Source organism: Sulfuritalea sp., from assembly GCF_031426875.1.
Classification (GTDB): Bacteria; Pseudomonadota; Gammaproteobacteria; order Burkholderiales; family Rhodocyclaceae; genus Sulfuritalea.
The window spans coordinates 20262-33952 of record NZ_JASJPC010000027.1; the positions used below are offsets into that span (position 1 = coordinate 20262).

The 13691-nt window shown below is 60.6% G+C and carries 9 protein-coding genes; 3 read left to right on the forward strand and 6 right to left on the reverse strand.

What is annotated here, in order from left to right; translation table 11 throughout:
- The first annotated feature begins 96 nt into the window (after positions 1–96).
- The 3 genes from RMO95_RS12545 to RMO95_RS12555 are packed head-to-tail and all read left to right on the forward strand — an operon-like array spanning position 97 to position 3678.
- Positions 97–810 carry a hypothetical protein gene (locus tag RMO95_RS12545; protein ID WP_310450972.1) on the forward strand — a complete coding sequence of 238 codons (714 nt, stop codon included), beginning with the start codon at positions 97–99 and terminating at the stop codon, positions 808–810.
- Positions 807–1742: an ABC transporter ATP-binding protein gene (locus tag RMO95_RS12550; protein WP_310450973.1), complete on the forward strand. Its 936-nt coding sequence runs from the start codon at positions 807–809 to the stop codon at positions 1740–1742. The genes RMO95_RS12545 and RMO95_RS12550 overlap by 4 nt, the downstream gene beginning before the upstream one ends.
- Positions 1732–3678, forward strand: a complete 1947-nt coding sequence (locus RMO95_RS12555) for a tetratricopeptide repeat protein (protein WP_310450974.1) — start codon at positions 1732–1734, stop codon at positions 3676–3678. Before RMO95_RS12550 ends, RMO95_RS12555 begins: the two co-directional genes overlap by 11 nt.
- A 35-nt stretch (positions 3679–3713) precedes the next feature.
- Here the strand turns inward: RMO95_RS12555 and RMO95_RS12560 are convergent, their stop codons facing one another.
- The 6 genes from RMO95_RS12560 to RMO95_RS12585 form a co-directional block, all read right to left on the reverse strand.
- On the reverse strand, positions 3714–5210 hold the full coding sequence (locus tag RMO95_RS12560) for a hypothetical protein (protein ID WP_310450975.1): 1497 nt from the start codon (positions 5208–5210) through the stop codon (positions 3714–3716).
- Positions 5207–7432 carry a tetratricopeptide repeat protein gene (locus tag RMO95_RS12565; RefSeq protein ID WP_310450976.1) on the reverse strand — a complete coding sequence of 742 codons (2226 nt, stop codon included), beginning with the start codon at positions 7430–7432 and terminating at the stop codon, positions 5207–5209. The genes RMO95_RS12560 and RMO95_RS12565 overlap by 4 nt, the downstream gene beginning before the upstream one ends.
- A 10-nt stretch (positions 7433–7442) precedes the next feature.
- The gene (locus tag RMO95_RS12570; protein ID WP_310450977.1) at positions 7443–8735 is read right to left on the reverse strand and encodes a glycosyltransferase family 87 protein; all 1293 of its coding nucleotides are present in this window, start codon (positions 8733–8735) and stop codon (positions 7443–7445) included.
- A gap of 74 nt (positions 8736–8809) precedes the next feature.
- Positions 8810–11929, reverse strand: a complete 3120-nt coding sequence (locus RMO95_RS12575; RefSeq protein ID WP_310450978.1) for a sulfatase-like hydrolase/transferase — start codon at positions 11927–11929, stop codon at positions 8810–8812.
- Between the two features lie 214 nt (positions 11930–12143).
- Positions 12144–12527: a GtrA family protein gene (locus RMO95_RS12580; protein ID WP_310450979.1), complete on the reverse strand. Its 384-nt coding sequence runs from the start codon at positions 12525–12527 to the stop codon at positions 12144–12146.
- 28 nt (positions 12528–12555) lie between these two features.
- Positions 12556–13644, reverse strand: coding sequence for an N-acetylneuraminate synthase family protein (locus RMO95_RS12585; protein ID WP_310450980.1), 1089 nt, complete (start codon positions 13642–13644; stop codon positions 12556–12558).
- Positions 13645–13691 lie beyond the last annotated feature (47 nt).

The following is a 13691-nucleotide window of genomic DNA, read 5'->3' on the forward strand; positions in this document are numbered from 1 at the left end:
CCGGTGGTTTTTCTTCTGACGGGCCTGATGATTTTCAGCCTCGCACAGAGCCGTTTCGGGCAAATCAAGCGAGTTAACGCGGGTGCGGAAATCGAGGTGGCGCTGCCCCTGTTCGTGCAGGTCGTTCTGGCCGGTGGCGACCGCTATCTGGCCGCCAGCTGGGCTGCAGTGCGCGCCCTGGTGACCGAGACCAGCCGCATGAAGCCAGAGGACTACCGGGTCCTGGCCAAGGTGCAGGAGGATGCCTCATGGCTCAATCCCGCACACGAAGACAACTACTACACCGCGGCGGCGATACTGCCCTGGGAAGGCCAGATGGAAGCCACCCAGTCGATTCTGCGGCGGGCCACGGACGCCCGGCCCTACGACTACCAGCCGCCCTTCTACTATGGGTTCTACTTGGTGCATTTTCTCGGCGACGGGTTGGGGGCGGCGGAATGGTTACGGCGAGCGGCTCTGCGCCTTCCCGATCCGGACGAAAGATTGTTGATGGAGGACCTGGCTTCGCGATGGATCGCCCGCAGCCAGGACCTGGAAATGGCCGCGCGGATTGTCGATGCCATGGCGGCGCAGACCAAGCGCAAGGATTTCGCCGCCTATCTTCACAAGCGCAGTCAGCGTTTGCGCGATCTGGCGATGCTGCGCAAAGCCGCCAATGAGTACCAGTTGCGCCACGGCAAGTCGCCGGAGTCGCTCGAAGATTTGCGGCGGAACGGATTCGTGGTGAAGATTCCTGTCGACCCCTTGGGTATTGGCTATGGACTGAATCAGAAGGGACTCGCCGTGGGTCTGGAAAGCCTGAAAAAATGAGCAGCGCCATTTCCATCGTCGGCTTGAGCAAGACCTATCCGCGCACTTGGTCAAGTCCGGCCTTCGAGGCAGTAAAAGGCCTTTCGCTCGAAATTCCGCAAGGCGAAGTGTTCGGCTTCATCGGCGCCAACGGTGCGGGGAAGAGCACGACGATCAAATTGCTCACCGGAGTGCTGAAGCCAAGCGCCGGCCAGGCGAAAATGTTCGGCCTGGATGTTCATGATCACCGGGCACGCCTGGGATTGGGCTATGTGCCGGAAAACCCCAGTCTCTACGACTACCTCACCCCGCTCGAATTCCTGCTGATGGGCATGTCGTTGCACGGCGTCAGTTTGCCCGCCGTCAAGGCTCACTGCATGGGCTGGTTGGAGCGCTTTTCGCTGGCCGGCGTGGCAAACAAGCGCATCAGGAGCTTTTCCAAGGGCATGGTGCAACGGGTTGCCGTGGCACATGCCATGGCAATCAAGCCGCGGTTGCTGATTCTGGATGAGCCGCTTTCCGGGCTCGATCCGGTCGGGCGCAAGGAAGTCGTCGATATCCTCGGCGAATTCCGCAATTCCGGCGGCACCATCTTTCTGACTTCGCATGTGTTGCACGACATTGAGCGCCTGGCCGACCGTTTCGGCCTGATCCACCAGGGACGGTTGATGACGGTGCAATCCCCCGCCGATCTCCTGCAGGATGAGCAGACGCTGACGGTCCGTTCTTCCGGCAGCCTTGCCCTGCCGGGATCTGTCGCCGAAACTCAGGGCCGCTGGCGGATCGACGTGCGTCGCGATCAGTTGTGGTCTGTGCTCGACGCCTTGCGCGAGGCCCGGCACACGGTGCTCGAGATTCGCCCGACGATGACCCTGGAAGGAGTCTTCCTGCGGTATCTGGGCACGTCGGCCAATGCGCCCGCAGCGGCAGGGGCCGCGTCAGTTGAAAAATAGAAACAGGCAACTTGCGGCGATTTCGAATCGACGCAAGACCGCGTTTCCCGACGTGCTCAAGCCCCTTGCCAGGCTGGTCGAGCAAGGGCGGCATGCTGAAGTCGAGAGGTCAGCGCGCGAACTGCAGCGAATTCTGCCGGGCCATCCTTACGTCCTCAAATCGCTTACCTTTGCCCTGATCGGACTGCAGCGCTATGACGAGGCGCTGCCCCTTCTTGAGCAGGCGCTCGGCGTCGCGGACAAGGATGCCGAACTGCACAACAACCTCGGCATTGTGCTGTCGGCCCTGTTGCGCTCCGACAGGGCGATCGAGGCCTTCGATCGTGCCCTGGAACTGGCCCCCGGCGACGCAGAGGTATGGAAAAACAAGGGCGCCGCCTACTGCCATACCAGCCAGTGGAAGGAGGCTGTGCCTTGCCTGCTGAAGGCGATCGAACTGCATCCGGGCGATTACGACGAGGCGATCAATCTGCTGGCGGGCACCCTGCTGAATGCCGACATGAACGAAGAGGCGTTTTCTTGCTTCACCGTGCTCGCCGATGCCGATCCTGCCAGCTGCTTCAATCTCGGCGCGCTGATCATCCTGTCCCTGCGCACCTGCCGCTGGGGAGCGCTGGACGAGAATATCCTGCGCCTGCGGCAAATGACCGCGCAGTTCGAGCGCCCCGCTCTGGCGCCCTTCCATGCCCTGTCCGTGCCGGGCGTGACCGAACTCGAACTGAGGCGGATCGCGGCCTGCCATGCGGCGGCGACGGTGGCACCGGACCTTGGCAGAGGCGATGGTTTCCCGACAGTCCATCGCGCCGCCGACGAAGGCAGCGACAGGCGAGTCCGCATCGGCTACCTGTCCTATGACTTTCGGGAGCATCCGGTCGGCCATGTCATTCCGCAGCTTGTCGAACTCCACGACAGGTCGGGTTTTGAAGTCTTCGGCTATTCGATGTCGGCGGATGACGGCAGCCAGATACGGCAGCGATTGAGCAGGGCATTCGACCACTTCGTCGATATCACCGCTCTGGGCATCGAGTCGGGCGCGGAAAGAATTGCCGGCGACCGGATCGATGTCCTGATCGATCTGCAGGGATGGACCAGCGGCAATCGCGCCGCCATGCTGGCATTGCGGCCTGCGCCAACCCAGGTCAATTGGCTCGGCTACGCCGGGACCATGGCGGATCCGCGGCTTGCCGATTTCGTGCTTGGCGATCCTGTCGTGACTCCCTTTGCGCAGGCGGCGGCTTACAGCGAACGAATACTGCAACTGCCGAACTGTTACCTGCCATTCGACACGACGACCGGGGTACCGGCGGCGCCCGGACGCGCCGCGGCGGGACTGCCGGAGGACGGGTTTGTCTTCTGTTCGATGAACAACTGCTACAAGTTCAATCCGCAGGTATTCAATGTCTGGTGCAGCATCCTCAAGGCCACTCCGGGCAGCATCCTCTGGTTGAGCAAGCCTGCCGACGGAACTGCGGCGAACCTCCTCGCCGAGGCCTCGGCACGCGGCGTTTCGCCCGAGCGGATAGTCTTTGCGCGGCGCGTGGCGTCCCGGTCGGATCATCTGGCACGCCTGCAGCTGGCTGACCTGGCGCTGGATCCCTGGCCCTACAACTCGCACTCATCCGGCCTGGACGTCCTCTGGGCGGGGGTGCCCATGATCAGCCTGCTCGGCCACAGTTTTGCCGGACGGGTAGGAGCGAGTCTGCTGACCGCCGCGCATTTGCCGGAGTGCATCACCCGCTCGATGCCCGAGTACCTTCAGTTGTGTGTCGACCTTTGCCATCAACCCGAACGTCTGGGGCATCTGAAGCGCCGTCTGCTGGCCGATCGCGACAGCGCGCCCCTGTTCGACACGAAGCGATTCGTTCGTGCGCTCGAGGAAATTTACCTGAGCATCCACAGAGGGCGCTTGACGGCGGAAGCCGCGCGCCGCGGCTGAGGCGGGTTCCCGACCGCCTGACTGACGCGGCGCGCCTAAGGATTTCGTTGGGTGTCGCTGGCGGGCCTGGCCAGGGGCTTGAGCCATATGCCTGCGGCCGATGTGCCGAGCTGTGCCGCATAGTGCGCCGCAGGCCGCCCGTTCTGCTTCTCAGCCAGGGTGTGCCGGTAGTCCGCTGGCGCTCGAGCGTAGGTGGCGGCACGCCAGAGCTCGTTGAAGGCGGTATGCGCACCAATGGCGATGAACAGCCAGGCTAGCAGCAGTGTCGATCGGGTCTGCTGGCGACCGGGATCGAGCAGGGTCTGCAGGCAGACCACCAGCAAAACGATTAGTGGCGGCGCGCACAGTCGCAGCAGCACATCATTGGAAGGGCCGAAGCGGAGCAGGGGCAGACTGACAAGAATCAGCAGCGCAAGGCCGAAGACATCCCGCGATTGTCGAACATGCGGGGCCAGTACCAGGGCCAGGAAGAGGAATTCGCAGGTGATGAACAATAGATAGGAATGCAGGGACGCCGCCTGCAGCGTGTAACTGGGTACCCCATCGGCTACATTGGTGGCGATGCCGGCATGTATCCGCCCGGAATCCAGCAGCAGGAACATGATCAGGGGTGCGGAGAAAATCGCGGCCGAAACCACCGAGTCATAGGGAATGCAGCGCCAGCCGGACTGGCGGACGGCCTTGACGGCGCCAAGCAGGCAGAACGGCGCCAGCCCTAGCGCGGCGAACGGCGTCCATATCAGGGTCAGCGGCAGCAATGCCGCAGCCATGCGCAGGAAATCCGGGCTGTGCAGATGGCGCAAGACGAGCAGGGTGCCTATCCATAGCGGCAGGCTGTGATTGGGCGCCCAAAGAAGCTGGTTGGTCAGCGACGGGTAGCTCAGCGGAACCCACCACTCAAGTCTGAGCGGAAATTGCGGTAGTGACTCGGTGGCGATCAATTGGCCGACGAAATCCATGCCGCTGAAAAACACTGCAAGCCACAAGCTCAATGCCAGGCGCCAGCCGACATGCCGTGGCAAAGGCAGCAGCGCGAGAAAGACCAGCACTCCCGTCGCGGTCCAGAGGTAGACCGCGATATCGACATGCTCAGTGCCGAAAATGCGGCCAAACGTCGCCGGTGGCAGAAAATAGCCGATTGCCGAACGGAGGACGAGCCGGGCGCCGTCAGCCGACAGATAGTGCACCGGCCAATCGGCGAATATCAGATCGCCGAGTACGGCATCGCGAACATCCCAGTCGGGGTTGGCATACATGAAGTGGCTGCCGCCGCCAAATGCTGCCCAGGCGGCTGCGGTAGCGAGAAGCACAAGCGTGGCGGCGCGAGAGTATTTCCAGCGCCAGGCAATCGGTCGTACCGCCAGCGCCCGAAACAGCAGGTGCAGCAGAGCGGCGCACAGTACCATCGCGACCGGCCAGCGCAACCAGCCGAACAGGAAGATCAGGTTGGGCAAGGCGATGTAGGCGAAGGCAAGGACCGTCAGGCCGTCGATCGGGTGACGAGTCCAGTCATGGCGGTTCGCCGTATTCAAGTGCCGTTCTCGGCGCGATGGTTTGGCAAATTCCCTTGCCACATCTGCCACAGCGCCTGTTCCAGGTTGCGGGCGAAGCGCGGCGCATCGAACAGTGGGGAAGCCAGCACCTGTTGGCGCAGGATCGAGCGCAGATGGGCCAGCGACTCCAGGTCCCTGGCGGCGGCAAGTGCTTTTTCGACGTACTCGGTCCGGCTGGATGCTATCCAGTCCGTCAGCCCGGCGATGGTGAGAAAGCTGGCGCCCTGGCGTTCCAGCATGCTTTCGCCGGCCAGGGTCAGGGTCGGCACGCCCATCCACAAGGCCTCGCAGGTTGTCGTGCCGCCCGGGTAGGGAAAGGTGTCAAGAATCACATCCACCTCGGCATGCGCCGCCAGATAGGATTCCCGGTCGACCGCGCCGAGCATAGTCACTCGCCCCGGAGCTATGCCGCGTTGCTGCAGGCGCGCAGCCAGCTGTTGCCGCGAGCCTGGCGTAGCAAGCTGCGGACATTGGAAGCGCAGTCGTGCATCCGGCAGGGCCGCGAGAATTTGCGCCCATGTGTCGAGCACCTCGTCGCCCACCTTCGACAGATTCTGGAAGCAGCCGAAGCTTATCCGGCCATTGCGCAGCGCGGGCAGTCCGGTAACGGGAATGCTGGACTGCGGTACGCTGAAACACAGCCTGGTGTCGGGCAGGTACCAGATCGATTCGGTGAATCGGGCGCGATGTGTGTCCGGAATCTCGTTGCTGGTGGCCAGAAGGTAATCGATTTCGGCGACGCCCGTGGTGGCAAAGTAGCCCAGCCAGGTGGCTTGCACGGGCGCGGGTTTCCAGCCGAACACGGGCAGCCGGTTGTCGGTGGTGTGTCCGGCAAGGTCGATCAGGATGTGGATTCCATCGGAGTGGATCAGTTGCGCTGCGGATTCGTCGCTCAGATCGGCGATCGGCTTCCAAGCCGCAAAATGCTTGCGCATGCGCGCCGTCACCGCATCTTCCGTGCGTCCGGTCGGATAGGCGGTCAGCTCGATGCGTGACTTGTCGATATGCGCCAGCAAACTTTCGAGAAAGAATCCGACCGGGTGATTTCTGAGATCGGCCGATACCAGACCGATGCGAAGGAACTGGGGTGCCGCCGGAGATGCCCAGGTCGTGTATCTGGACGTCACGCTGCGGCTGATGGCCCGGCCATACCGGCGCGCTTCCTGGACCAGGAAGGAACTGTCGTGCCTGCCGCCGTAGTTCAGGGTGAATAGCAGATTGCTATGCGCTGCAAGCAGATTCGGATCGATTTCAAGGGCCCGGCGAAAGCCGGCGATCGCCTCATCCGGGCACCCCTGGCCGGCCAGCGCGCCTCCCAGGCTGTTCCAGGTCTGCGCGTTCTTCGCGTCAAACTCCAATACCTGTCGATATAGCGCTTCCGCTTCGGCATGCCGTCCCAGCAGCGACAGGGTGGCACCGAGATTGTTGCAGGCATTGGCGTAGGTCGGCCTGATCCCGATCGCCCGGCGAAGCGCCTCTTCAGCTTCGGCGAGACGTCCCTGCGCCTTGAGCGTGACACCCAGATTGTTCAGTGCTTCGGCATAGTTCGGCGCCAGTTCCAGCGCCTTGCGATAGCTTGCTTCGGCTTCGGCCAGAAGCCCCTGTTCCTTCAGGATGATGCCGAGGTTGTTCCAGGCCAGCGCATTGCGCGGCGCCAGCTGCAGCGCCCGACGGCAGCACTCTTCCGCCTCGCCGTGCCGTTCCTGATCCTTGAGCACGACGCTGAGGTTGCTGAGCGTCTCGGCGTCGTTTGGCTCGAGTTGCAAGGCAGCACGGTAGCTGGCCTCTGCCTCGGCATGGTGTCCCAGATCCTGGAGGGTGACGCCGAGATTGACGTGCGCATCGATGTAGCCAGGTTCGATCTCGATCACGCGCCGATAGCAGGACTCCGCCTCCCCGAGGCGCGCTTGCAGCCGGAGCAGGTTGCCGAGGTTGTACAGGGCCTTGAAGTGGCAGAAGTCGGCGCTGACGGCACGCCGATAGGCAGCTTCCGCGGCTGCCGGTGCCCGGCGCTTCGTCGCGATATTGCCCAGCTTGAAATGGGCGTCGGCAAAGTCCGGATCGATCTCCAGTGCCTTGCGGTAACTGGCTTCCGCCTCTTCAAGGCGGCCGCCATCGAGATGCTGCGCGCCGATGGCGGCGTGGCTCCCGGCGGTTTCGTACGGCGGGCCTGCTGACGTAAGGTCGGAGGATGACTTCATGCTGCGCCTGCTATGTCTGAGCGCTGTCTGTCGGAGGCTTGAGGTACATTCGCACGCCCAGCCAGATCAACAATACCGGATTGATGACGAGTGACTGTATGCTCGACGGTTTGTATCCGGTGATGAGCAGGTCAACATATTCGGCGAAGTCGTGGACCTTGATGTCGCTGAATTTGTGGATGTGGAAGTAGTAATAGAAATAGTCCTTTGGAACCAGCAGCAGGATCAGCAGGGTTAGCGACGGGTAGTCGATCCGGCTCTGGCCGGCGATCATCACGAGTGGTGCGATCAAAGTGGCCAGATAGTAGTCGCCAGTGACATGGGGCAGCGCAACAAAGGCCAGGGAAAGCAAAGTGAAGCCGGTTATGGCGTCGGCGCGGCGAAGCTTCCATGCCAGCAGGCCCAACAGACCGGCACAGACCATCGAATAGAGTCGCTCCGCCTTGTAGGCGGACTCGAGGATCGTGTCAAGCGGGATGCCGTCCAGGTACCTGATGAACCTCACCAGATTGTAAAGCGACGAACTCCAGCCGAGTCCGTTGGGCCAGGTCGTGTACATGAAGCTGTGACCGTCGAATCCGTCAAGCCAGGTCTGCAGCGAATAGCCCTCGAATATCAGGGAGGCTGGGAGGATGGCAATGCCTGTGGCACTCATGGCCACAACAACCGCGGTGAGCAGGTAGCGGAAGTCCTTTTTGCCGAGGTACATGGCGGCGAATACAAGTGGCGTGATGCGAAGTGCTGCGGCGATTCCGATCCATGCGGCGGCTTGCCAGCGCTCGCCGCGAAGGTGAGCCGCGATTCCAAGAGCAATCATGCTGCATACCGTCAGCGCAAAATTGCCGCGATCGATGGCAATGATGACCGGATATGAAAGCAGGCACAGGGCCAGGGCGAATGCGATCCGTATCGTCATGCTCCAACCAGACACTGCACCGGGCAGATTGCCCATCAGCCTGGCGATTGAATAGGCGAACAAACCGAACTGGAACAGCGAGAAAATCACGATCGAAACGCCCGGCGACGTCGCACGGGTGATCAGGCTGGCGACGCCATAGAGCAGGATCAGGCTGGGCGGCAATGCCGAGGTCTGCCCTTGCACGGGCATGAAACGCTGCATGTTGAAATAGTCCATGAACCTGTCCTCGGCATGAAACAGCGGGCCGGGAAGGAATAGATAGGCGTCCTCGCACCAGCGTCCGCGATACAGGTCCATGCCGAAGTGCATGCCGTGAAAAAGCAGGTTTGCTGCCGTCAGCACGCCGACGGCAAGCAACATGCCGAGGAAAATGCGTGGATGCAAGGACGGGTCTTGACTGTCTGAATGCGGTTGAGCGCGGGCAGTGGTCATCTGAGGTGGGACGCAAAAAGTGTGAATCAAAAAGCCATGGCAATGTCATCGCCTGGAATCTGGGAGGCTTTCCTTCCCTCATGGAATGTTTGCGATCCCTCCAGCAGGATTGTCTTGATTCGTCGATCCCGCACTTCGCTGCGCGCCAGAAGCTTCTCGCGGAAATCCGGCGCGAAGATCGATGGCAGATCGGCGCCAAACGTGTGAAAGGCCACCATCGGAGGTAGCAGCGGCGCGACATAGCGGTCGATGAACGAGTAGTAGCGGGTATCGAAGCTTACGGCGCCAAGCTTCTGCTCTTTTACGACAAGCGCCAAGTCCGCGGCGCATTGGCGGCGCGAATTCTCGTCGTTGAGGCAGCCAGGCCACCTTTCGGGAATGAAGTAATAACTGGTGTGCCAGCCGCGCGCGGCGAATGCAGCCAGACCGCGCTCAGGCGATTCGATGATGGCGCGAGCCTTCAAACTGTATAGTCCGTCGAGCGATTCCATGGCCGCCAGCGACTCGCTCACGGAGCGCCCGGATTCAAGCTTGAGGTCGAGCCACAGCCTTTGCTTGTTGCGCACCACGGGCAAGGCAAGATACTGCTCCAGCGTGCGGGCATGAACGATTTCAGGGTAGTGGCCGATGTGCATCGAGGGTACGCCCACATTGACCTCGAGTCCCTCAAATTCAAGAGCGTCGGCTTCGCTGGCACGCGCCAGGCTGTCGGCCCAATTGGCAAGAAACCGCCCCGGAAATTTCCGATTGAGAAAGCGCATGTTGCCTTGGGCAATCCATCGCGGGTCATCCCGAATCGATCGCTCGCCGACGTTGGCATAAACCCCGGAGAGTGAATCCGGGGGCGGGCGCATGGTAAGGGCGCTTTGCTCGTTCAACATGTAGCGCGGGTGGCTGAGGTCGAATCCGGCGGAGGACGCTTGAGTCCGGATCCCTGCCAGGCCGACCATTGTGTCGTAAAGGAGATCAAGCGTGAAAATACTGCTCCGATGCTGTTGCAACTGGCTGTGCTTCATGCGATTTTGCTCGACCCAGTCAGTGGAAAATCGCATGAATAGCGGGATGTGCGTCATCGAAAAACTGAAGTTCGCCGCATTGTGGAAGCGCTGGCCGAAAACATCCTCGCCGTGATCCGCGACAAAGATAAATGCATATTTGCCGAGCTTCGCGGCGCTCAGTGCGGCTTCCATTTCGGCCAGTTGATGGTCGGTATAGTGGATCGACAGGTCATAGGGGTCGAGAAGCCTGTCGAGAAACTCGCTTGCATGGGCGTGATCACCAAGGTCTTCTGGCGCACGTGAGAAACTGGATGCATAGTCGAGCGGATAGCGGTTGCGGTAGTCCGCATGCGATCCCATCATGTGCACGATGATCAAATTGTTCTTGGTCCGGTCTAGGGATTGCAGAGTTTCGCGAAACTTTGGCACGATTTTCCCCGGAGACCTCACTTGAACTATCTGGGATGCTTCGGCAGCCAGGGTATGCAATGGCGTGTCGGCCCAACTCATGGTTTGCTCGCTGAGCCAGATGGTGTGAAATCCGGCGGCGCGGAAGACCTCGATCAGTGTCGGGCTTGAAAGACTGCTTTCCCGCGTGTACTGATTGGCGGCAGTAAGGGCCTGCATGAGTGCCGGGACAGTATGCACGTAGCTGGCATAAGCATTTTCGAAGAAAATGCCGTCTTGACTCTTGCGTTGCTGATCCAGCCAGGGTGTGGTGGGTCGAAAGTAGCCATAAGCCGAAAAATGGTTGCGGTTGGCAGATTCGCCGATCACCAACACATAGGTTTCGCCCGTTTCAGGTTTTGTTGCTTCAATCGTTGACGATTTCGATCGCAATTGACGATAGGTGGAGAAGTTGCGCTCGACGTCGGCATAGCTTTGCCAGCCGCCATAAATCGTCGCCGCAATGCCGCTGTCCGTCGAGAGCAGAAAGGGGCCGGCAACAAGTCCCGAAACTCCGACCAGGGCAGAACTGGTGGTGCCCCATTGCGGAAAGCGGATGCGGGTGAGGAGATACAGTGCGAGCGACGGCAGAATCGGAAAGAGCAGAATTCCCGCATTTTCGGATAGAGAAAAACTGCTCAGGAAGAATTCCAGGGCCTCGGCTATGTTCGATTGGTGCAACACGCCAATCTCGTCGAACGTGAGGCCGCTCTCCGTGCCTTCTGCTCGGCCCCGCAGATAGGTTGCGCCGGCCATCAGCAAGGCATATGTGCAGTAGTTCAAGCCTATCGCAATGCTGACGATGACTTGTCGAACGCGCCGGCGGGGCGGGAGATCCAGTGCTGCCAGGATACTCGCCATCAACACGGCAGCAAGTGCAATGTCAGTCAGCAACTCTTGACCAGTTTCGGTCGTGTAGTGACTCTTGAGCCAGAAGAAGCAGCCCAGATATGCCAACGCCGACAGCCACCTGACAGGAACGGAGTCGAACGGGTTTCGGCTATTCCTGAGACCTATGCGGACGGCTTCGATCAGCCAGAGCAGGAGCACCGTTGCCAACAGGGTGGCAACCACTTTCTGGGCTTTGTCGGTCAGCGCATCGTACGGCGTCAGGCTGATCGAAAAATCCCGTATCTGGCCGGGGAAAAGCCGATCGGGCGAAAAGCCATAACCGGCGCGAATTACGTCGAGTCGGACCTTGTCCGGGTAACGGTCGAGATGGATGAGCCGTATGCCATCGATGGTCAGCGTAGCGGAGCGACTCGCTGCAACCAGCCTCAGCTTGTGCCATCGGTCGGTAGCGGGAATACGCCCCAGGTCGAAGTGCTGACCGGCAATGGAGATGCCCCAGTTGTTGTATTGCGTGCGCGACAGCCCCATCTCTATGCGGAACCCTTGTTCGCCGCTGGCCGTCTGAAACAGCCCGGCATATTGTCGACCCTCGTCGGACATGCGCTCCAGCAGTTTCTGGTCAATGCGGAATTCCATCGAAATATCCAGTTTGTCCCCAGGGCTCATCCGCGTCGGCAGTACTCCAAGCTGGCGCGGGCCGCCCTGCGTGAAGGGCCCCTTGAAGTCCGGTACTCGCTCGGTGTCGGCAATCCATGACGATCCTCGCAGCAGAAGGAGCGCTACCCACAATGAGAGAAGCAAATAGAACAGGCGGGGCAGAAGAGTGCCGGGTCGTCGCAGCGCCTTCATGGCTGTCGCGCTGAGTTCCAGGGATGATTGGCGTGGTGAGCAAGCCTGGAACGGCCTATCCGGGAGGGGAGCCCTTGACTCAAACCGGTGCCGCAAGTCAGGATCTTGATTCCTGCAATGGCTTTCCGGCCTTGGCGGGTGATCCGCGAGATTTTCCGCTGCGCGGGTACCAGCGTGACGGGTAAAGGCTGGTCGAGTGCTGCACCACGGGCGGTCATTTGTCGGTACGGCGAAAGGTATAGTTTCTATGCGCCAGGTACATGACGACCACGGAAACCATGGTGACCACCGCCTGGCTGATCAAAGGGGGAACACCGGCACCATCGACCAGCAGCGCCATACCCGCGAGACCCAGGATCAAGGAACTCGCCGTAGCGAGATTGAAACGCAGGAAGGCCGGTCCGATCGGCCCGGAGTCCCGGAAAACCAGGCGGCGCTGCATGAAGAAAGAGTTGCTGACCGCGATGGCGTGAGAAATCGTCGCAATCACCAGATAGTGCAGGAATTCATGCAGATACTGGTAAAGCACCACAAACGCCACGTAGCCGAAGGCCGTGTTGTAGGCACCTACCAGCAGAAATCGGGTCTGTTCGTTCATGACGGGGCGACCACGCCATGCGGTCGCATTACAGTCCGCGTTCGTAGTACAGATCGCGGAGGGTTTCGTTGCGGGCGTACGGGCTGTCGATGTCATCGATCATCAGCGGCTTGTTGTGCTGAACCGGGGCGACGAGTTGCTGGCCGTTAAGGATCTCCCGGCAGGAAAGCTGACCCTTGAGCAAGGGAATCGCTAGATAGAAGTCGCGGTTCAGGTTGCGGTGGTGGATCTCGTAGCCGACTGGCAGGTCGCGCTTGGCGTAAACGCCGCGCACCAGCGCGTCGAGGTAAGCCACTTCCTTGGGCTTTGGCACGCGCTTGGTGGTTGCCTCGCCACCGCACATCTCGACCGCCTTGTGATAGGCCTTGAACCAGGCGTCGATCTGGTGCGGCAGGGAACAGTATGGCGACACGGGAACGTCATCTTCCTCGATATCGATGTGCCTTTCCCAGGTGCGGGCGCCCTTGGCGTAGGACAGAAGCATTGACGAGTGCCAGTCATGGTACTCGTGCGTTGAAAAACCGATGACATTGTTCGGATAGCGCTGGCGCAAGTAGTCGATCTGGTGGAGTTCCAGCTCGCCGTCCTCGCTCGGATAGATCGAGACGCAATGATTGATTGCCAGCGGAATGCTGCGATTGGCGAAGAACTTAACCAGGTCGTCGAGATCCTTGAGCGAGGAACCCCCGGTGGAAACAATCACCGGACGCTTGGCGAGGGCGATGCGCTCGATCAGGAACCAGTCGTTGAGGTCGGAGCTGGCGATTTTTATGATCGGCAGGTCGAGTTCCTCGCAGAAGTCCACCGATGTCTCGTCGAACGGCGTTGCCATGGGAATGCAACCCTGTTCGCGGATGCGGACAATCAGGGTACGAAGGTCGGCCTTCGACATCCGTGTCGCTTCCGTCTTGCTGATATAACGGACGTCCTGCGTGCCCTTGAAATCGACGTGAACGAAGTTGTCCACGTCGCGAAACTGCAATTTGATTGCGGCACGAACATTGTTGAATTTCGCCACTTGCGCGAAATCATTGACGATCTTCAGCCCGCGCTCGAGCCTGCCCCAGTGATTGTTTGCAAGTTCGAGAACGAAAAGATCTTCAAAGATTTTGTTCATATGCGGGGAGCCGGTCATGCACCGGATATTTGTTGAAGGCGGGAATG